The organism is Paenibacillus sp. J2TS4 (genome assembly GCF_018403245.1).
GTDB lineage: Bacteria > Bacillota > Bacilli > Paenibacillales > NBRC-103111 > Paenibacillus_L.
This window is the reverse complement of the sequence record NZ_BOSH01000009.1, coordinates 106,318-126,608: the sequence shown is the minus strand read 5'-3', so window position 1 is coordinate 126,608 and position 20,291 is coordinate 106,318. Positions and strand designations below refer to the sequence as shown.

General features: G+C 50.9%; 18 protein-coding genes. 11 read left to right on the top strand and 7 right to left on the bottom strand.

The genetic code is table 11. The features are described from left to right. The first annotated feature begins 131 nt into the window (after positions 1-131). The 5 genes from KJS69_RS19115 (at position 132) to KJS69_RS19095 (ending at position 5,308) form a co-directional block, all read left to right on the top strand. A complete protein-coding gene (locus KJS69_RS19115; RefSeq protein WP_213585384.1) occupies positions 132-1,745 on the top strand; it encodes an extracellular solute-binding protein in 1,614 nt (537 codons plus the stop codon). Between the two features lie 155 nt (positions 1,746-1,900). Next, positions 1,901-2,863, top strand: coding sequence for an ABC transporter permease (locus tag KJS69_RS19110; RefSeq protein ID WP_213585383.1), 963 nt, complete (start codon positions 1,901-1,903; stop codon positions 2,861-2,863). Between the two features lie 21 nt (positions 2,864-2,884). Beyond that, positions 2,885-3,757, top strand: coding sequence for a carbohydrate ABC transporter permease (locus KJS69_RS19105; RefSeq protein WP_213585382.1), 873 nt, complete (start codon positions 2,885-2,887; stop codon positions 3,755-3,757). A gap of 82 nt (positions 3,758-3,839) precedes the next feature. Further along, positions 3,840-4,817: an N-acetylmuramic acid 6-phosphate etherase gene (gene murQ, locus KJS69_RS19100; protein WP_213585381.1), complete on the top strand. Its 978-nt coding sequence runs from the start codon at positions 3,840-3,842 to the stop codon at positions 4,815-4,817. A gap of 8 nt (positions 4,818-4,825) precedes the next feature. Continuing rightward, entirely contained in the window at positions 4,826-5,308 is a 483-nt protein-coding gene (locus KJS69_RS19095; RefSeq protein WP_213585380.1) for a GNAT family N-acetyltransferase, read from the top strand. Positions 5,309-5,446: 138 nt separating this feature from the next. Here the strand turns inward: KJS69_RS19095 and KJS69_RS19090 are convergent, their stop codons facing one another. Together KJS69_RS19090 and KJS69_RS19085 are read right to left on the bottom strand one after the other, a co-directional pair. Next, positions 5,447-5,818, bottom strand: coding sequence for a VOC family protein (locus KJS69_RS19090; protein WP_213585379.1), 372 nt, complete (start codon positions 5,816-5,818; stop codon positions 5,447-5,449). A 600-nt stretch (positions 5,819-6,418) separates the two neighbouring features. Further along, a complete protein-coding gene (locus tag KJS69_RS19085; RefSeq protein WP_213585378.1) occupies positions 6,419-8,776 on the bottom strand; it encodes a type IA DNA topoisomerase in 2,358 nt (785 codons plus the stop codon). A 249-nt stretch (positions 8,777-9,025) separates the two neighbouring features. Here KJS69_RS19085 and KJS69_RS19080 point away from each other — a divergent pair, with 249 nt between their 5' ends. From KJS69_RS19080 to KJS69_RS19060, 6 genes are all read left to right on the top strand, one after another. Then, positions 9,026-9,802 carry a hypothetical protein gene (locus KJS69_RS19080; RefSeq protein WP_213585377.1) on the top strand — a complete coding sequence of 259 codons (777 nt, stop codon included), beginning with the start codon at positions 9,026-9,028 and terminating at the stop codon, positions 9,800-9,802. 106 nt (positions 9,803-9,908) lie between these two features. Next, positions 9,909-10,115 (top strand): hypothetical protein, encoded by a 207-nt coding sequence (locus tag KJS69_RS29740; RefSeq protein WP_249730613.1) that lies wholly within the window; start codon positions 9,909-9,911, stop codon positions 10,113-10,115. Next, on the top strand, positions 10,049-10,528 hold the full coding sequence (locus tag KJS69_RS19075) for a class I SAM-dependent methyltransferase (protein WP_306434419.1): 480 nt from the start codon (positions 10,049-10,051) through the stop codon (positions 10,526-10,528). The genes KJS69_RS29740 and KJS69_RS19075 overlap by 67 nt, the downstream gene beginning before the upstream one ends. 101 nt (positions 10,529-10,629) lie before the next feature. After that, complete coding sequence (gene rpiA, locus KJS69_RS19070; protein ID WP_213585376.1) at positions 10,630-11,313, top strand: ribose-5-phosphate isomerase RpiA; 684 nt, start codon at positions 10,630-10,632, stop codon at positions 11,311-11,313. Positions 11,314-11,648: 335 nt separating this feature from the next. Further along, positions 11,649-12,659, top strand: coding sequence for a nucleotidyltransferase domain-containing protein (locus KJS69_RS19065; RefSeq protein ID WP_213585375.1), 1,011 nt, complete (start codon positions 11,649-11,651; stop codon positions 12,657-12,659). Between the two features lie 37 nt (positions 12,660-12,696). Beyond that, positions 12,697-12,885, top strand: coding sequence for a hypothetical protein (locus KJS69_RS19060; protein ID WP_213585374.1), 189 nt, complete (start codon positions 12,697-12,699; stop codon positions 12,883-12,885). A 301-nt stretch (positions 12,886-13,186) separates the two neighbouring features. Here the strand turns inward: KJS69_RS19060 and KJS69_RS19055 are convergent, their stop codons facing one another. From KJS69_RS19055 to KJS69_RS19035, 5 genes are all read right to left on the bottom strand, one after another. After that, on the bottom strand, positions 13,187-14,887 hold the full coding sequence (locus KJS69_RS19055; RefSeq protein WP_213585373.1) for a DUF4855 domain-containing protein: 1,701 nt from the start codon (positions 14,885-14,887) through the stop codon (positions 13,187-13,189). A 21-nt stretch (positions 14,888-14,908) separates the two neighbouring features. After that, complete coding sequence (locus tag KJS69_RS19050) at positions 14,909-16,519, bottom strand: extracellular solute-binding protein (protein WP_213585372.1); 1,611 nt, start codon at positions 16,517-16,519, stop codon at positions 14,909-14,911. A gap of 69 nt (positions 16,520-16,588) precedes the next feature. Beyond that, complete coding sequence (locus tag KJS69_RS19045) at positions 16,589-17,485, bottom strand: carbohydrate ABC transporter permease (RefSeq protein WP_213585371.1); 897 nt, start codon at positions 17,483-17,485, stop codon at positions 16,589-16,591. A 14-nt stretch (positions 17,486-17,499) separates the two neighbouring features. Then, on the bottom strand, positions 17,500-18,402 hold the full coding sequence (locus KJS69_RS19040) for an ABC transporter permease (protein ID WP_249730623.1): 903 nt from the start codon (positions 18,400-18,402) through the stop codon (positions 17,500-17,502). 265 nt (positions 18,403-18,667) lie between these two features. Beyond that, positions 18,668-20,233 carry an extracellular solute-binding protein gene (locus KJS69_RS19035; protein WP_213585370.1) on the bottom strand — a complete coding sequence of 522 codons (1,566 nt, stop codon included), beginning with the start codon at positions 20,231-20,233 and terminating at the stop codon, positions 18,668-18,670. Positions 20,234-20,291: the final 58 nt, after the last annotated feature.

Here is a 20,291-nt window from a genome sequence, read left to right as displayed (position 1 = left end):
ATCATTCGCTCAAGCGAACCCGAATAGGGCACTATTCCAAACTACTTTGAGCAACTTGCCGGAAGTTGGGAATCGCCCAAACTGCTTTTGTTACAGTTTTTATATTAAAAATTAGGGAGGTCAACACACGAATGATCAAGAAGAAAATGGCTTCTATCACCCTTGTATCCATCATGATTATGTCAGCGCTTACAGGATGTAACACCAGCAGCAACAGCAGTGACCCCTCCTCGCCGCCAGCAAGCGCAAATCCAAGCCCGGATACAGGGAAGGCACCAGAGAATTCGGAAGAAGCGCTTAAATTCAAAGTCTTCTATTCGGACAACGCCACGCTGCCCTTTCAGAAAGACTGGCTGGTTATCCAAGAGGTAGAAAAACGCTACAACGTAAAGATCGATTATGAAGTGATTCCGATCGCCGATTATCAAACGAAGGTTTCTCTCGCTCTTAACACACTCAACAATGCTCCGGACGTGATCCTGTATCAATCCACCAAAGGGGAGAATGCCTCCCTTGCTCTGAATGGTTCTATCGTACCCATCAGCGATTATTCCGACTGGACGCCCAATTTCAATGCCCGCGTCAAGGAGTTCGGTCTCGAGAAGGAAGTGGAGGACCTTAATCTGAAGGACGGCAAACGCTATTACCTGCCTTCGCTATACGACAAGCCCTTCTATGACGGCGGTCTCATCATGAGGGAGGATCTGCTGGAGAAATACCAGCTGGATGCGCCTAAGACGTTCGATGATTTGTATACCGTTCTGAAGAAATTCAAGGAAGAGAACCCGGATTCTTATCCACTGACGATTCTCGCCGGGCCTCGGGTGTTGTACCGGATGACGATGCCTTCCTATGGCATCAGCGTCGGTAAGAATGGAGCCTCGGGCACCAATACGCTGAGCTGGAATTACGCGGACCAAACCTATTTCCCCGGTGCCATCAGCGACGAATATAAGGAGTATATGACGTTCTTCTCCAAGCTGTACGCGGAAGGCTTGCTGGATCCGGAGATGGCCGATCCCATTGACGGCGACAAGTGGTCTCAGAAGCTGGCTACCGGCAAATCCTTTGCCACCTATGCCTATTACGACCAAATCGGCGGAGTAGAAAGTGCGGCGACAGAGGAAGGATTCAAGCTGCAGATGTACCCTCCTCTGGAAGGTCCTGCCGGAGCGCATCATCAGCCGAAGAGCAGTACAGGCAGCGGCATATTGTTCCCTAAGAAAACGGCGGATCGTCCGGATTTTGAACGTCTGGTGAAGACCATTGACGAAATCTTCTACTCCGAAGAAGGCGCTAAATTATGGTGTCTCGGTGTAGAAGGCCAAACCTACACGATGGATGGCAACACCATCAAATATGCCGATGAAATTGTCAATTCGCCTAACGGGATCTACAAGGAAATGCAGTTGAAATATGGAGCGGGTTCCGACGTTACCCAGATGGTATGGGTTAATGCCAGGGAAATGACGAAATACGACGAAAATTACGGTGAAATCAACGCTACAGTTGCTGCTATGGACAATGCCATCCAGAGCATTCCTCCAACACCGATGTTCGACGATATGACGGCTGAGGAAGCCAGTTCGCTGCAGACTCCTCTTTCGGATACTTTTGAAGTCTGGGCTGACGGTTTCCTGACCGGCAAGAAGAACTTGGATAAAGATTGGGATCAATATGTCAAGGAAATGAAAAATTTGCAAATCGAACGCTTTGCTCAACTGTACAACGACAATTTGAAATAATTCCAGGATTCCGGAATTCCGATGCAAATGATATGAATAAAGACCTGCTGGGGAGAATGGAGTCACAGGTTGACCGACATTTTCAATAGCAGGTCTTTACTATTTCGGGAATGCGCGCCATGCCGTCTCTCAACCAAGCGAAGAAGGTGAATGATATGACCGATCCAACAGTTCTCTCCAAGTCCGCCGCCCGTGAAGTCGAAGCCCCCCGTCCTCCTGCGAGGCGCCATTTTCGCCGCTACTGGCAGCTTTATATTATGATGCTCCTGCCCTTGAGTCATTTTTTGCTGTTCAAATACGCGCCTCTGATCGGCAATATTCTGGCTTTTCGGCGATACCGTCCGGGGATGGGGCCGTACGGATCCGAATGGGTCGGATTGGCCTACTTCGAACGCTTCTTCCAGGATCCGGCATTCTGGCGCGCTTTCTACAATACGATCATCCTGTCTTTCGGGAACATTCTGATCAATTTTCCGATTCCGATCATCTTTGCCCTGCTGTTGAATGAAGTTCGTGCCAAGCGGTTCCGCAAATTCGTGCAAACGGTATCTTACATGCCCCGCTTCATTTCTACGGTCGTAGTCATCGCCATTCTGAGCGAGCTGCTGTCTCCCAGTTCCGGCCTGCTTAACCGGGTGCTGGGCAATCTGTTTGGCATGGAGCCGATTTATTTCGTCAATGAGCCGCAATACTTCCGCCCGATCTATATTCTCAGCGAAACCTGGCAGTATACGGGCTGGACCGCCATAATCTATCTGGCCGCCATCACCGGTGTCAATCGGGAGCTGTTTGAAGCGGCGGATATCGACGGGGCCAGCCGGTTTCAGAAGGTCATCTATGTGACCATTCCTTCGATCATGTCAACGATCATGGTCATGCTGATCCTGAATGTCGGCTCACTCCTGAGTCTCGGTTTCGAGAAGGTGCTGCTGTTGTATACGCCATCCAATGCCATGGTGAGCGACATTATCGACACCCTCGTCTACCGTACCGGTCTGACCAATCAGAACTACTCTTACGCCACAGCGATCGGACTGTTCAGCGGCGTTGTCGGTGTCATCCTGGTCTCCAGCACCAACTGGCTCAGCAGGAAAGCGACTGGCGAAAGCATCTACTAATTCGGAAAGGAGCGGCACTCCATGTTCAAGCAACGAAGACTTCGTCCTCTGTCAATCGCTGATGTGCTCATTTATGCTGTCATGTTTCTGGTCATTCTGATTTGTTTTGTTCCGTTTCTCTATATGCTGGCTCTATCCCTGTCCAGCCCCAGTGCGATCATCAATAATAAAGTTACGTTATTGCCGGTCGGGCTGAATTTTCAAGCTTACATCCAGATATTCACCTATCCCAACTTTTTCAGAGCTTACGGCAATACGATTTTCTATACCGTTGGAGGAACCGCGATCGCCCTGTTCATGTCCACTATATTCGCCTATGCGATGTCGAAGCGGTTTCTCAAAGGGCATAAGCTCGTTATGAGGCTCATCGTGTTCTCGATGTTTTTCTCGGGAGGGCTGATTCCGACTTATCTGCTTATTTCTAGTCTTCATCTTACCGGTACGGTATGGGCGATCTTGTTGCCCTTTGCCATTAACCAGTTCAATCTGATTATTCTGATCAACTTCTTTCGGGCCATCCCCACGGAAATAGAAGAAGCCGCCATCATCGACGGATTGGATTATTTCGGAATCTTCAGGCGAGTTATCTTGCCTCTGTCCACACCGGCGCTGGCAACGATCGGGCTGTACACCGCGGTCTTCTTCTGGAACGATTGGTTCAATGGCTTGATCTACCTCAACACGGATCAGTATCCGGTCATGCTGTTCCTGCGCAATATTGTCAACGGGACGGCTATGGTCGGAGACGGGGCGGGATCGGCGGACAAGAGCACCATCGCGATGTCCATCAAATCGGCCGTCATCATTACTTCGACGCTGCCTATCATCATTCTGTATCCCTTGCTTCAGCGCTTTTTCGTCGCCGGCTTGACGGTCGGCTCGGTCAAGGGTTGATCTCAGAACACAACATTCTTATTAAATGCAGGGCGTGCGACAGAATCTTACTCTATTGCGTCCAGAAAAGGATGGATGACTAATGACTTCATACTTCGCGCAATTGACAACGGAAATGAACAATCCCGCTACCGCCTCTATCGACGAGTGCGACACCCGGGAAATGCTGCTTCTGATGAATGAGGAGGATCAGCGGGTTCCCTTAGCGGTCCGTCAGGAGATCGATGCCATTGTCCAAGCGGTCGATTTGCTGGCTCACTCGTTGCAGAACGAAGGGCGAATGTTCTACGTGGGAGCCGGTTCCTCCGGGAGGCTGGGGGTGCTGGACGCCAGCGAATGTCCGCCTACCTACGGGACCGATCCCGATCTGGTTCAGGCTTACATCGCCGGTGGCGATATCGCTCTCCGGACTGCCGTGGAAGGCTTCGAGGATGACCCGGAGAGCGGGGCGCGCCTGATCCGGGAGAAGGGGATCGGTGCGGGCGACGTGGTCGTCGGGATCACCGCGAGCGGCTCCACCCCCTTTGTGCTGGGCGCCATTCGCCAGGCCAAGGAGAACGGAGCGGCAACGGTGGGCGTCGTCACCAACAAAAATTCCCGATTGAGCGAACTGTGCGACATCTGCATCGCGCCCGTAGTCGGTCCGGAGGTCATCTCCGGCTCCACCCGGTTAAAGAGCGGCACCGCCCAGAAGCTTGTGCTGAACATGCTGACCACCGGCGTTATGATCAAGCTGGGCAAAGTCTACAACAATCTGATGGTCGATCTGAAGGCCAGCAACAGCAAGCTCTATGACCGCTCTATACGTATCGTGCGCGAGGTGACCGGCGTCTCCTGGAAGCAGGCGGCCGAAGCGCTGAATAAAGCCGGCATGCATGTGAAGACCGCCATTCTGATGCTGGAAATCGGTGTAGATGTCGGAGAAGCAGCCGAGCTGTTGGAGCGGCATAAAGGCAGACTCAAAGCGGCGATCCGCAACGGGAAGGGCCGTTTGGAAGCGGGAAACGGGAACGGGGAGGATGGCGGGTCAGGCGATGGTGCCATATCGAAGGGGGAGTGAACCGGAACATGGCCGACATGCTTGTTAATTTACTAAATCTGCCTCCCCAGGAGGAGCTTCTCGCCCGGCTGGAGCGAGAGGGCATTCGCATCCACCGGGCACTGGCCCCGGATAAGCATCGCGTCGTCGAGTGGGTGGCGGAACATTCCAGCCTCCATGCTTCAGGGGAATGTGATGTTTGCTTCTCCCGGACTCCGATTACCTGTTATCTTGCCACCCGGGGCGCGGACATCCTCGGTTATGCCTGCTATGAAGCTACCGCGCCTAATTTCTTCGGGCCCACTCGCGTGCTGGATTCGGAACAGGGCAAAGGCATCGGCAAAGCGCTGCTGCTCAAGAGTCTCCACAGCATGAGGGAAGCCGGCTACGTGTACGCGATCATTGGCGGTGTCGGACCTGCTCAATTTTATGAGAATAGCGTCGGAGCGGTTCTCATTCCAGATTCGACTCCGGGGATTTACCGCGATTTTCTCGGAGCGAAGAACAGGTAAAGATAATCAGGGATGGTTCTGGCAATGACCATTGTACGAAGTAGCTGAAGAGTTCGATCGAAGCCCAATTAAACCTTTGCCGGGTTTGATTGGGTTTTTTAGATAGGGTTGATTTTTCCTTGTCACAGTCAGCGATGGTTAGGCAGAGTATTTCTCCAAGAATTCGATCCGATTGCCAAAAGGATCAAAGAATGAGAAGCGATGGACAACGGGAATAGGCTTCTCATCCTGGGTAATCACCCCGTGTTGTTCCAAGTACTCGCGAATTTTATCCAAATTCTCCACTTCAAAGGCAGGGTGACGTTTGGATTGTTCGTTATCCATCTGCTCGACGCCAATATGAAGTTGAATATCCCCGATTTCGTACCAGAGACCGCCGTTTGGAATTAATGATTCGGGTTTGGGAATTTCCCTTAAACCTAGAAGTCCGCCGTAAAAAGAGCGCGCGACCTCCTCTTTTCCCACAGGTATGCACACTTGGACATGGTCCAGACGTTTAATGAAGATCATTTTCAAAATCCCTCCTTTGTTTCGTTAGATGAAACTTCGTATTGCATAATGAACCTATGTCCACATATTACCATATACGCGTAGTTTTGGGTAGAGGCTAAAGACTTCGAAGCTCGAGAAGGTGAACGGAGAATCTCAGACTGTTGAAAAAGATCTACCGTGGCTGGTATGCGCCCTATCCACCGGGCCCCTTGCATAGTCAAATAGACGTACAAATGAGCGAAAGATGGATGCGAACAAGTGCGGTTTGTACGAAATATCATACAGATGGGCGCACAAGTACGGAGAAAGGGCCATCTTTGTACGAAAAATCGTATAAATGAATAGCAGTGCATTAGTGTCGCTATTTCAACAGACTGAAATCTATGGGTTAGTTTCTGGTACCGGAATCGGAGCATAAAACACACTCGTATCCAGGTTTTCAAATGTTGAATATAGGTTGACCCGTTCTAGTTTTGTTGCCTTAAAAGAGAAAACCTCCATTCAGATGGAGGCATTTAGAAGGAGGTTGTTGTTCGATTTTTGTTTATTTTCAGTTGGTTATGATCTAGTGAGCCAGTGAGCCCGGCTTTTTTGGGACTATTATAGAGTATGGGCAATTTAAAATACTCGTTCCATACCGAGATCTCCGGTATTCCGGTCAGCTAAAATCAACTTTCCTTCGTAGGATTGGCCGGAGCTGCTTTTGAACTTCAGCTTGTTCGTCGAGCCTTTCTGGATAAGTGATTTCACCATCGTGTCGCTTAAAGTTTTGCCGAATTTGGATTTCTTCCAAATGACAAAGCCGCAGCCATGCTTGTAATTGCTGCAGCCATAGCCTTTGCTGCCCATGAAGATCGTGCCGCCGCAGCCGGGGCGCGGGCACAGCCCGATCACGCCCGCGCTCGACTTCGCCGCGCCACCGGCGCGGGCGGCCGCTTGTGCGCCGCTTGCGCCTGCTGCCGTGCGCGTGCCGGCGCCTCCGCGGGCATTGCCCGGCTTCGCTGCGGCCTCGCCTGCTGCCGCACGCGTCGCCGCCGGGCGCGCCCCGGCTGTGCCAGCGCTCGCCCCCGCGGCGGTGCGGCGGCGCGTTCCGCCAGCGGCGCGGGAGCGGCCCTTGGCCGGCGCTTCCGGCTGCGCGAAGGCGGCTTGATCGGCCTGCGGCTGGCTGCGCACCTTGTTCACGATATGGACGGTGAATTCCTTCACCTTCTCCATGAACGCGGTGTCGGACGCCTGGCCGCGGGCGATCTCGTTCAGCCGCCGCTCCCACTGGCCGGTCATCTCCGGCGAGGTCAAGAGCTCGATGCCGGCTCCGCGGATCAACTCCACCGCCGAGCGTCCCTTCGGCGTGAGCGCGATCCGCTTGCCCTGCATCCCGATGTAGCCGACCTGCTTCAAGCGTTCAATTGTCGAGGCCCGGGTGGCCGGGGTCCCCAGGCCGGAATCTTTGATCGCTTCCCGCAGCTCTTCATCCTCGATTTGCTTGCCGGCGCTTTCCATTGCCTTCAGCAGCGTTCCTTCGGTGAACGGCTTCGGCGGCTGCGTTTCCTTCTCCTGCACGGCGGAGCCGGTGCAGAGCACTTCCAGCGCCTTATCGACGGAGAAAGACTCGTCTGTTTCGACTTCCTCATTCTCTTCTTCTTTGTTACGCCTGGAATTTTTCTTGCCGTCTTCGGAGCCGGAGTAGACGATCTTCCAGCCCAAATCAAGAAGCTGCTTGATCGTCGTTTTGAACAGCTCCTTTTCCACCTCGGTCAGGACCGTGTGTACTTTATATTGAGCCGGCGGGTAGAAATGCGACAGAAAGCGGCGGACGATCATATCGTACAGCTTCTGTTCATCGGCCGACAGGCTCCCCGCTTTTTTGGCCGTAGGCAGAATGGCGTGATGATCCTCTACCTTGGCGGGATTGCAGACATAGCGGTTGTTCTTATGAACGAAGGATCGGGAAGCCTGCTGCACGAGAGAATCGTAGCTCGTTCCCTGCAAGGAGGTGAGCGCCCGGTGCATTTCCGCAATGTTCTGCTCGGTGACGTAATTGGAATTCGTCCGCGGATAAGTGATCACTTTATGCTTTTCGTATAGCGATTGCGCCAGATCCAGCGTTTTCTTCGCTGTAAAGCCGTATTTGCCGTTAGCTTCCCGCTGCAGCAGAGTAAGATCGTACAGCTTGTAGGGGTATTCCCGGGTGTCTTTGGCTTCATAGCTGGCTATCTTCCCGGTTTGGCCCTTGACTTTGGCCGCGATCGCTTCGGCTTGCTTGCGGTCGGTGATCCGTTCACCCTGCCATTTGCCCGAGTAGTTCGTGTTCTCTTGAGAGAAGCTTGCTTCTACATCGTAATAGGTAAGCGAGCTAAAGGCTTCGATTTGCTTCTCCCGATCATAGATAAGGGCAAGCACGGGAGTCTGCACCCGGCCGACGGACAGAAGCTCGCGATGCTTCGTCGTAAAAGCCCGCGATCCGTTCATGCCGACCAGCCAATCCGCTTCGCTGCGGGCTCTGGCTGCTTTGGTCAGATTGTCGAATTCCGAGCCGTCCTTCAGATTGGCGAAGCCATGGCGGATCGTCTCCGGAGTCAGGTCGGAAATCCATAGCCGCTGCACCGGGTGTCTGAGCTTCAGATGACGCTGAATGAGCGCAAAAATATGCTGACCTTCCCGTCCCGCATCACAGGCATTAATTATCGCGGAACATTGCTTCGCCAACTCGGAGATGACCTTGAGCTGCGACCGGGTCTTGTAGTAAGCTACCAGCTTGAAGGAGTCGGGAATGATCGGCAGGTCCTCGATTCTCCACTTTTTGTAACGGTCGTCGTATTTGTCCGGCTCCGCCAGGCCAACCAGGTGACCAATGGCCCAAGTTATGATGTATCGCTCGCCTTCGAGATGTGTCTTTTTATTAACCGCCTTCGGCTCGATCGCCCTGGCTATATTTCTGCCCATGTCGGGCTTCTCGGCTATTACTAACGTTTTCACGAAATCATCACCCTGCGTTTTGTTAAATTCCTCTCTTGTTATTGTACACCAGTGCGAACGAGGGCGGACAACTATATTGTCGGCATTGGGAAAATCTCTTATCGAAAGATTTCGAAAGGCGGCCGCGTTTAGAGGATATTTTATCGCCAAAGGATAGGTTCGTCTGAAGTCTCCTTAAGCCGCATAATTATAGAGACTCAGCCATGGATATGAGGTAAAATCAGAATAAGCTTCCATGGGGGTGCTCGAATGGTCTTGTATACAAAAGGACTGCGGTCCGGAATAATTCCCTTCCTGTTGACGAAGCTTGCGGGAGCGGGGTTATCCATGGCTGTATTTTTCGCTTTCATACTGCAGGCGTCGCGATTTGATCTGTTTCAATGGAGTGAGGAGCTTTCCCGCTGGATGTATTGGGGCCTCTTTTTTGGCTACGGCATAGCTTGTTCTTTCGTCATAGATGGGCTCACATTCAGACTGAGAGGCTTCCCGCGTCTGCTTGTAAAAATTGGCTTGTATGTCATTGCAGGCTTTGCATTTTTTATTTTCAAAGAAGTAAACGGCTATACTCTATTCGCCGGAACGGTCGGCGCGGCTTGTGCCTTGATCTTTTATTTCGGAACGTATGCCTCCAGGCAGAATCCTCTTTTCAAATACATATTTGCTGTCGGCTTACCGCTGCTCTTTCTTCTTGCGGCGAATTTAGATTTTACTAAAAAAGCAGATTGGGAGGAAGAGCGGACGGCTTCCAGCTATTCAGCGAGCTTCAGCTATTTTAATGGAAAGCACGAAATTCCGGTGAGGGCGAAGGAAGGTCAGAGCCTGACGATCTCTATCGGTTTCCATCGTGAGAATGAAGGCGGCTATGGTTTTCATATGCTGAACGACCACAATCAGTATGTGGGCCTCACGGAAGCAGGCGGAGGGAAATGGAAGCTCTCTGTTCCGAAAACGGGAGTTTATAAATGGGTCGTAACGGGAGACGGATTAAGAGGAAGCTTTGAAGTCTTGTGGCACGTAGAGGAATGAATCGTCTTTTCTGGATGTGGGGAATTGTGGAACCGTAAATGATTTACATCGGAACATGTGTTCCGTATAATGGGTCTATACTTCCAGTTGAGGAGAGTGACGGAGAATGAATTCTGAAGCGAAAATCAGTTTAGCCCAATCTTATGATGCAGATGCGCTGCGGCGATCCCAATCGGAGGTTGCGAAATGGAAGCTCGCGGAGAGACAGAACTTTATGAACTTGCTGCACAGTGAACAGAAACAAGCCTGCTGGAAATCGGAGCGGGAACAGGCAAGGATGCGGAAGCTTTTAGCGATCAGGGGCATAAAGTGACCTGTATTGATCTGTCCTCGGAAATGGTGCGATTTTGTAAAGCGAAGGGGCTGGACGCCCATGTAATGGATTTTTATGAGCTGGACTTTCCGGAGGGTGCTTTTGACGCTGTCTATGCTTTAAATTGTCTGCTGCATGTTCCCAATCATGAGATGGGGGTCGTTTTATCCGGGATCAGACGGGTTCTGAAGCCGGGCGGGGTGTTCTATCTCGGACTTTATGGGGGACGAGACTCCGAAGGGATTTGGGAAGAGGATTGGTGCGAGCCGAAGCGTTTCTTTGCCTTTCGCTCCGATGAGAGTGTTCAAGCCTTGGTTAAGCCCTATTTTCGCCTGGAGTATTTTAATAAGGTTCAACTAGAGGAGGGAAATCCGCACTTTCAATCTTTTATATTGAGGAAGTCAGGCGAGTAACTAATTATACGGAATATAGAATGGCAAACTAGAAGAGCAGCAGGGACGGGGGCGGCTCTTCTTTTTCTACTTAAAGCCTTAATTTTTCGGAGGGTGCTTGTATGGATGGAAAACAGATCGCTGGAGAAAAAGCGGTAGAGTATATCGAAGACGGGATGCTTCTCGGTCTTGGCACAGGATCGACCGTGTACTGGACCCTCAAGAAACTGGGGAAGCGGGTCAAGGAAGGGCTGCGTGTTCAGGGCGTACCTACCTCCAGGAAAACAGGGGAGCTTGCCGCGGCATTCGGCATTCCACTGCTTAACATTTCGGAAACCCGGGAATTGGATTTAACAATAGACGGAGCCGATGAAGTGGATCGGTATTTCAACCTGATTAAAGGCGGGGGAGGAGCGCTGCTGCGGGAGAAAATGGTGGCCACTATCTCGCGAAAGCTCATTATAGTTGTGGATGAGTCCAAAACGGTTCCCGTTCTGGGCAGATTTCCGTTACCGGTTGAAGTCGTTCCTTATGGCTGGGAGGTCACTCGCCGACAAATTAGCGAGCTGGGCTGTACTCTTCAATTGCGCTATCAAGACGAAGTTCCCTTCCTGACGGACAATGGAAACTATATATTGGATTGCCGTTTTACAGCTATAGAGGAGCCACAGGAGCTAAGCACTCGGTTGAATTCCATTCCGGGGGTAGTGGAGAATGGCCTTTTTGTCAACAGGTCGGATCTGGTTATCGTTGGTGGAGCACACGGCGTTTCGATAAGGACTAATGTGAAAGGAAGCGATAGTTAGTTGGCGGGACGACGAGCGGGATTTAGTTCGTAGTGTCGCAATTTGCGAATCGTAACGAAACTTCATATCGTTAAATCGCTATGTTCACCTTGTTTCAATTTCTAAAGAAACTGTGCATCGCTAATTTCGTTTTTTCGCCTCTTTTTATCGATTTTTTCGCTTATAGCGTTGCGTAGTTTCGCTACAATTCCGCCGCACCTGTTTCTGCACAAATAAGGCTGCACAGTTTCGCTAGATTAACATTAAGAGGGAAACGGAAGATCTGCACCTATGGTTCGTAGCTGCCCAAAAAGCCGTAAGTTAGGAATCAGAATGATCAGAAGGGAGGGAGCCGCATGAACGAAGAGATTTACTTGGCGAATTGGAGGACGATTCTTGAGAATAGAGCGGAGGAAGTCGCGAGCCGTTTCCGTCAGATTCCCGGGGTTCGGGCTCTTATTCTGGGAGGCAGCTTGGGGAGAGGGGAACCGTGGCCTTTATCCGATATTGATATTATTCCCATATATGATAACAATCACGAGGATGAGGCTAATGAGCGGATTAAAGAGCTGCGGGCAGAATTAGTTCAAGAGTGGGAGCAAGCCGGCTGGAGAACGGCTTTGGACGTAGGGACCCTTTATTTTAATGTGGAGATGGTTTCCCGTGTCGTTGATTCCCGACCTGACGATCTGGACTCTCTTCTGGATAACGTCTCTTGTTATCACTGTCTGGATAAGGCCTACAGAGGCCGGCCATTAGTCGATCCGGACGGAGTTGGAAGCGATTTGGTGCGATGGTTTAATGCTCATCGTTTTGCAGGTCATGTAGTTTCCCTAAGAAAAAGCAAGCTGGCGAAATCCTTTGCCGTCAGCTTGACCAAGTCAGATCAATCGATTGCGGATCAAAAGCATCTGGCGGCGACTTTTTATCTTAATGAAGCTGTGGAGCATTTGAGAACTTATCTGCTGGAAAGCTGGGGAGAGCGGGATCATTCCTTTGCCCGTCTCGGAACCCGTTTCGAGAGGTTAGCCCGGGCTAAACAGCAAGAGCATCTGGCGGACCAAATCAATCAGATGAAATCTTTTGATGATGAAGCTGTTCTATATAGATTGAGCGTCTCGCCAGATTGGATTAGAAACCGGCATCGTCTTTCCTATAAGTGCAGACGGTCCATTGGGGAGGAGTTGACAGAAGTTCAGGATGCCCGGGACGTGCTGAGGGTCTTCGCCAGATACGAGATGAAAAATCTGTGGGACCAACCGCTCGAAACTTATCCGGATTGGCTGGGCATAGTCGGCAGCATAGAGGAAGCTCGGCACAGGTATGAGGGCTTGCAGCGTTTGGGTGATGAGATATTGTCTGTATAGGGATATCATGTAAGGCGGATGATGAGGAGGGAGCAGCTTGGAATTATTAACGCATTATTATAAAAGGGGATCGCGGCCTTTTCGAAGTCTACGGGCACTTCCTGAAAGCGAAGCAATACAAGTTATGGAAGAGCTTTGTGACGAATCCCCCTTATTTGCGCGATTTAAAGAGCCGGTTCAATATCTTCAGTTCAGAAAAAGAAACAGAATCATGGGTCAGGGATAAATTTATTAAAAAGGGCGGGCAACCCACTAATGAATATCCGCTATATGCGGTAATTGGCAGCTCAAACCAATTTCTCAGTATTAAAATTGAGCAATTGGACTTTTTTCGTTACTCCAGAAGGGTCTTTAATGGAAGATCGTTTCAAGGATGAGAAATAGAGTAGGTGCATGGTGGGTATGCGCCTACTCTATCTTTGTACGTCAAACCATGGGAGCGATATCTTAAGGATTACCCATCTCCCTCAACCATAGCCAAAGAAATTGCTGTTGCCGGGCAATCGGGAAACCATATCAGCCGCCGTTCACTTGCCGCCTTTGTACTTCCCTTTTACAAACTGATACATCACATCATAGCTGGCGCGAACCTCCGGATCGGGATGCTGTGCGGCCTGCAATAATGCGTTATTGCCTTGATAATAAGCTTTAAAGGCATGCTTCAGGTATCCGTACGAATTGGCTCCGTCCAGATAGTTAAAGTACCGCTGGACCGCATCCGGCTCTGTAAGGATCCGCTCATCGAATTCCAGCTCCATTCCCATGCCGAGCTGCTTCGCCCATTGGGCCGCATCGCGAATTCGGTCGGCGCTGCTTTCCGTTTGGAAGAAGTGGTTAGGCTGATAAGCGGCGGCGTCAAACCCGAGTTGATCCCATGTAAAGAACTGAAACGCATGGTAACGGGGAATCCAGAAATAGTTCAGGGAATGTTGATGAACAAGCTCCCCCGCATACCGGATCAATTCGGCATCGCCCGTACTGTCCGGCGCCACCTCTTCGTTCAGCCAATACAGCCCGGCCAGGCGCAAATGGCCGTATTCTTTGGCAGCCCAACGCTCCAGCACCTGGTCGATATACCAGGCAGCCGCTTTCTTCTTGTTCGCCAACGAGGCCTCTGCCCCGACTTCGGCGGCATTGAAATTCTCCGTTAATCCATCACCGTCCACGTCGCCGAAGTTGGTTTGCGGTTCAGCCGGATACGGGATCATCAGCACAACCGGATACGGCTCTTTCCGTTTTCCGAGCCGATCCTCCACATAAGCAACCGCCTCATTCAACTCGTCGAGATCCCCGCCATCGGCGAACGTTTTGTCCAGATACCACTTCCAGTCGTCCCAATTGGACGCCTTCAGCGACATTTCGTAAGCCCGCCCTTCAGGAGAACTGAGCCCCAAATATAAAATTCCGTCAAAAAACCAGCCTTGCGGTTCACCGTCATTATTTACATAGGCTATATAAGGAATGAGGTTCTCTTTCGTCCAGTCCCCGAGCCCATTATGGTAGTGTCCGTTGTACAGCAGCAGCAAATCGGATATTCCGCCGGTGCGGTCGCCGGGACGAAGGTATTCCGGCTTATCTGCCTTCGGCACTTTCGCCCCTTGAACATGCCCTTCGTACCCCAGTACCTCGATTTCGTCGGCAAATACCCATAGGGCGGTCTGAAACTGAACTTTAACATAGCGGGTATAGGCCAGTTCTGTCTGTTCTTTGGCCCCCGGAACGCCATCAATCCGTCCATTCCACTCGAAAGTATGCTTCTGCGCCGGACCGATCCAGAACGGCACCGGTGGACCGGCATGCTTCAATGCGGTCCAATGCACGCCATTGTTGGAGACGAATATCGATACGGCATTCGGATAGCGGATGGCGGATTCCGTCTGCTGCAAAAAACCGGCACGGATGGACTCGACCGAATGCATACCGCCCAGATCTATCGTGATTTCCCGGGACGATCCACGCAGGAATCCGGCCCAAGCTTCATCTGTATAGTCTACCCCGCCAATTTTGCCGTCGGTCAGTTTGCCACCGGCATCCGGATATTGGCCGTCCGCCGGTTCGTTAACCGTATACGACTTGCCCTCGGCCAGATTGAATTTCGAACCTTCCCGCGCAAGGGGAGCCTGCCCGGCCCCCTCCTCCTCTGCCATCGCTGCTATTGGGCTAGGAAGGAGCAGCAAGCTTATAAGCATGCTGAATAAACATAACCGAACCATCCCTGGTTTGTTCACAATATCTACTCCTCGTAAGCTTTATTTAATCATTTCCTTGTAGCGTTCGTACGCCCGATCCTGAATTTCCTGCATTTCTTTCAGTCCCATCTTCTCCACCTGCTGGACAAAAGCGTCGAATTTGCTTAACGGCTCTCTGCCGATAACAAATTTGGCCGTCATTTCTTCCACGTAAGTATCAATTTGACCCTTCAGTTCCGTGAACCGCTTGAAATCATTATCCGGATATTTCAGAGTCGGGAAGGGATCGCGGAAATAATCGTTTTCAATATAGCTGTTCATCTGCTCAAACACGTCGGGATCGTTCACCATTTCTTTCTCATAGCGCGGATCCTGCCTGAAACCGACCCACGCTTGCCCGCCGAAGCGAAGCAGCGCCTTGTAAATTCCGTCGGGACTGGACGTTATTTTCTCCGTATATTTCGGCTGGCCTTGCTCATCAAGCACATAGGTGTCGCCTTCCTTCCCGAAGTTCCACAGCATCTGACCTTCTTCGCTATAGATGTAATCGAAGATTTGCATCGTCAGGTCGACGTGTTCATTCTGGGAGCTAATCCCCCAACCGAGCATGACCACTTTCTGCTGCTGCTTGTGCGTAAGCGGCTTATCGCCCTTGTTTAACACCGGAGGCGGCACCACCTGATACTTGAAGCCGTCGATCTCCTGCACCTCGGGGCGCGAATTGAATCCGGCGATATGTCCGATCCAATGGTAGGTGGCGCCCACCTTATTGTTCAGAAGATCCGCGTCCAGATCCACCTTCTGCTTCGACATAAGCTCCTTATCGAGCAGCCCTTCCTGATACCATTGATGCATCGTCTCCAGGAACTGCTTGAAGCGGGGGTCTGTCGGTGTATAAATCAGCCGGTCGTTCTCGAACGTCCAGCGGCGGTCCATATCGAGTCCCCAGGCATCGAGAAAGCCCATATAATAATCCCCATGCGCTTCGGTAGAAAACGGAATTTCGTCGTTCGGATCGCCATTTCCGTTGGCATCCTGTTCTTTGAACGCCTTCAATACGTTATACCAGTCTTCGATCGTTTCCGGCATGTCCAGACCGACCCGTTCCAGCCAATCCGTACGGATCATCGGCCCCCACGATGTGCGGATGGCCGACTGCATCGGCACCGCATATAAATCTCCTTCACCGTCCGAGGTTTGCATATAAGCGTCCTTGTCGTCCAGCAGGTACTTCTTGATGTTGGGCGCCTTCTGTTCGATCAAGTCATTTAGTTTAATGAAAGCCCCGTCCTGGCCAAACTTGTTAATGTCCTCCACTTGCCCTGCTATAATATCGGGGTAATCTCCCGATGACATCGTAAAGCGGAATTTCTCCGTCATCGTCGCGTTATCGCCGGTAATAAAATCGAATTCGACATTAAACTTCTCCCCAAGCTCCTTCCAGACCAGCATGTTATTGTCATATAACGCATCCGGAGAGCGGCTGACAATAAATAATGAGAGCTTCGTCTTGCCTTGGGACGATGGGGATTCAGGCGACTGCGGCGAGTCGCCGCCGGATTCCGGCTTCTTTCCGGAATCCGCGCTGCAAGCGGCCATACCGAAAACGATGATGAGCGCCATGAACATGGAAATCAATCTGCCCCAAGCGAGGCTTTTTACCGGTTTCATTTTTCAGACCCTCCAATTCTGGTTCGAATCACTTTCATTCCTGCATTTCATCCTGCCTGTTTCTCAGCTTCAGCTCTTAATCGCTCCGATCATAACCCCCTTTACAAAGTACTTTTGCAAGAACGGATACACGAGAATAATCGGCAGCGATGTAACGATGATCGTCGCATATTGAATCGTAATAGGCATCACATCCGACTCCAGCATAATCGCCTGTGCCAATTGCTTGTCGAAGGCACTGTTGCGAATGATGCGCATCAATAAAACCTGCATCGGCATTAATTTCTCGTTATTCAGAAAAACGGATTCCCAGAAAAAGGAATTCCATTTCCCGACAGCATAATATAGTCCCAGAGCGGCAAAAACCGGTTTGGAAAGTGGAATGAAGATTTGAAACAGGATGCGCAAATCGCTGGCTCCGTCTATTTTGGCCGACTCTTTCAGTTCCTGCGGAAGGCTTTCGAAGTAAGTGCGCATAATGATCACATAAAAAGTCGATATCGCCGCATACAGCAAAATACCGAGACGAGTATCCAGCAAGCCCAGTTGGCGAACAACCAGATAAAACGGAATGAGCCCGCCGCCGAACCACAATGTAATCGCCAGGAACAGGGTGGAGAAACGCCGTAATTTCCAGTCTTTGCAGGATAACGGATAGGCGGCCAGCGCCGTCAGCAGCAGACTGATTGCCGTTCCGGCAACCGTGTAAAACACCGTGTTGAAATAGGCCAGCCAAATGCCGTCGTAACCGAGCACCGTCCGGTAAGCGGACCAATTCAGCCCTTCCGGCCACCAGAAAACCGCATTGCGCATAACCGCCGAGGTGCCGCTAAGCGAAACGATAAGGATATAGTAGAACGGATACAGCGTGACGAAACAAACGAGAACGACAAATACGAACACGAAGCATTTGAAAATAAAGTCCGACAAGCTAAGATTTCGAATAGATTTGACTTTTGCGCTCATTATCCGCCCTCCTTTTACCAAAGTGACGTTTCGTTAACTTTACGGCTTATCCAATTCGCCATATAGACCAGAACGAAACCGACGATTCCTTGAAAGAGGCCTACCGTAGTGGCAAAACCGAAGTTATAATCGAGCAGCCCCTTGCGGTAAACGTAAGTGTTCAGCACATCGGCCGTTTCATAGATGGTCGAATTGTAGAGCAATATAATTTTCTGGAAATCGGCTCCCAGCATACCGCCAATGTTCAGAATGAGCAGGATGACAATCGTCGGGACAAGTCCCGGCAGCGTAATGTAGCGCATCTGATTCCAGCGGTTGGCGCCGTCCATGCGGGCCGCCTCATACAATTCCGGGCTGATTCCGGATAAGGCCGCGAAGTAAATAATCGCGGAGAAGCCGGCACTTTGCCAAATGCCGAGACCGACATAGATCGTCCGGAACCATTCGGGCTCCTGGAAGAAATGGATGCTTTCCCATCCCAGCTTGTTGATCAGCACATTAATTATGCCGCTGCTCGGCGACAGGAACGTGAGCGCCATCCCCGCAACAACAACGGTAGATATAAAATGCGGCAAGTAACTGATGGTTTGCGAAAGCTTCCTCAGCCATAAGCTGCGAATCTCGTTGAACATGAGCGCCAGCAGGATCGGCACCGGAAATCCGAAGAGAAGCCCGTAGAAGTTAAGCAGAAAGGTGTTGCGGATCAACCGGAAAAAATAAGGATCATTGAAAAAATCTTTAAAATGCTTGAATCCCGCCCAGTCGCTGCCCGCAATGCCCTTGACGATGTTATAGTCCTGAAACGAGATGACCAGCCCATACATCGGCCAATAGGCAAACAGCACATACCAAATGAAAACGGGCAGAAACAACAGATAGAGCCATTTGTTTTTCCGCAAATCGGTTTTCCAGCTAATCCATCCCCGGGCGAGCCCCCTGGAAGGTTCCGGCGGCCGTTCCAAAGTTATGCGGGTATTGGAGCGACCCGATTGCACATTCACGATTAACTATCCCCCTTGTCTGATAAATTCAAATCCATGTAACCACCGCCGCGGTTTAACTGCAATTCTCTTTTAAATCCGGGCAAGGGCAAACAAGGATAAAAGGGGGAAAATAAAGATAAAAATAGCGAAGGGCGGGGAGTAATCCCCTGCCCTTCGCTATTTTACCGGCGTTCTAACCTTATTCCCAATAATCCTGCCGTTCCTTCTGCCTGATTTCCTGATTAAATTCCTTTATCATTTGCGAGCCGCCTTTTCTCATATACTCGGCGACCAGATCATCCCATTCCTCCAACGGCTTTAATCCGAGAATGATTTTGATCTGTTCATCCCGCAGCCATTGATGAAGAGCCGCTCCTTTCTCGTCATGAGCCGGAGAATAGGTGCCGGAAAGCGGGCTTATGTACTTGTCGCTGTCCGTCCACATTTGCTCCAGCCGCTCCGACAGCTCTGCCGTCTGCGGAAATATATAGCGTTTGTGGTATTGAGGGATTTTGTCTTCGGGCACCCATTCGAAGCTGTCCACAAAGAAAGTTACTGGAGCTAACCCTTGGCTAAAGGAGTTTTCCTTGGCAACGATTTTCCCGTGCACATAATCATATCCCTGACCAACATAACCCATGTACCAGTCGAAATCCGGGTTGTCCGGCGTTAATTCCTCGAGCGAATAATACCTGCGCCCGAAATCGATCATCTCCAGAATCGTTTCAATTTTCTCCGAGTTTCCGGATAGATTTCCCGATAATGCCGTAATGCCGATGAAGCCTTCCGTGGCTAGGAAGCCCCGCCGTCCGTTCGGATCGGTGAATGGAGGGACCGGGACGACCTCCGCCTCCGGATCGGCCGCGACCAATTGCTTCATCAGCTCTTGAATCATCCCATTGGGCGATCCGATATAGATCCCGGCCTTGCCGCTATAAAATTCCTCATTCAACTGGTTCCAGGTCATAAACGGAAAATTTTCCGCCAGTGCGCCCTCGGCATACAGTTCGGCCATTGTCGCTATTTGTTGTTTGAAGCCTTCCGAGACCGAGCCTGGAATGTAATCACCGGCTTCATTCTTATGCAGCCAGGCCGCCGAATCCCAATATGCCCCGAAGTCGTATTCCGGATAATAATTTCTGCCCGTTACAATACCGTATGTATCATCCCTGCCGTTGCCGTCCGGATCGTCGCGGGTAAAAGCAATAGCCACCTGCTTCAATTCCTCGAAATTGGTTGGCATGGATAAGCCCAGATTATCAAGCCAATCTTTGCGGATGATCGGAGTTATATTGTAGCTCGGGTAATACTGCGGAATGCCGTATATGTTTCCGTTTACAGAAAACCGCTCATACATTGCAGGCGGAACAGCTTTGAATGTCGAATAAGTATCGATATAATCATTGAGCGGCAAGAACAGCCCCTGCTTGGCGAATTGTATAAATTTGAGGCTGTCGTTAGGGAAAGAGATAATATCCGGGATGCGATTAGAGGTGAGCACGGATACAAGTTTGTCGTAATAACGGTCCGCCAAATAAAAGGCCGGGCGGTAATCGACCTGAAACCGCTCATTAATCATATTCAAGCCGATTCCATGCTCGGGCACGGCATCCCATTCGAAATCAATGGCCGTAATTTTCATGCTTCGGCGCTCATTTTCCCTGTCTACCGCCGGGGAACCGGCAGCGGAGCAGGCGGCGGTCAAAGCCGTTAAGGCCAGCCATGGGATGACTATCCCATGCCATGTACCGAGGGCCTTTTTCATATTGCCGATCACTCTCCTGTACTTGGTTGATCCAGCATTGAGTTATCCGGACTATCCT

Bases quoted from the DNA above. Each gene is read 5' to 3' on its own strand.
- KJS69_RS19115 (WP_213585384.1), top strand. From the start codon at position 132: ATGATCAAGAAGAAAATGGCTTCTATCACCCTTGTATCCATCATGATT.
- KJS69_RS19110 (WP_213585383.1), top strand. From the start codon at position 1,901: ATGACCGATCCAACAGTTCTCTCCAAGTCCGCCGCCCGTGAAGTCGAA.
- KJS69_RS19105 (WP_213585382.1), top strand. From the start codon at position 2,885: ATGTTCAAGCAACGAAGACTTCGTCCTCTGTCAATCGCTGATGTGCTC.
- murQ (WP_213585381.1), top strand. From the start codon at position 3,840: ATGACTTCATACTTCGCGCAATTGACAACGGAAATGAACAATCCCGCT.
- KJS69_RS19095 (WP_213585380.1), top strand. From the start codon at position 4,826: ATGGCCGACATGCTTGTTAATTTACTAAATCTGCCTCCCCAGGAGGAG.
- KJS69_RS19090 (WP_213585379.1), bottom strand. From the start codon at position 5,818: ATGATCTTCATTAAACGTCTGGACCATGTCCAAGTGTGCATACCTGTG.
- KJS69_RS19080 (WP_213585377.1), top strand. From the start codon at position 9,026: ATGGTCTTGTATACAAAAGGACTGCGGTCCGGAATAATTCCCTTCCTG.
- KJS69_RS29740 (WP_249730613.1), top strand. From the start codon at position 9,909: ATGAATTCTGAAGCGAAAATCAGTTTAGCCCAATCTTATGATGCAGAT.
- rpiA (WP_213585376.1), top strand. From the start codon at position 10,630: ATGGATGGAAAACAGATCGCTGGAGAAAAAGCGGTAGAGTATATCGAA.
- KJS69_RS19065 (WP_213585375.1), top strand. From the start codon at position 11,649: ATGAACGAAGAGATTTACTTGGCGAATTGGAGGACGATTCTTGAGAAT.
- KJS69_RS19050 (WP_213585372.1), bottom strand. From the start codon at position 16,519: ATGAAACCGGTAAAAAGCCTCGCTTGGGGCAGATTGATTTCCATGTTC.
- KJS69_RS19045 (WP_213585371.1), bottom strand. From the start codon at position 17,485: ATGAGCGCAAAAGTCAAATCTATTCGAAATCTTAGCTTGTCGGACTTT.
- KJS69_RS19035 (WP_213585370.1), bottom strand. From the start codon at position 20,233: ATGAAAAAGGCCCTCGGTACATGGCATGGGATAGTCATCCCATGGCTG.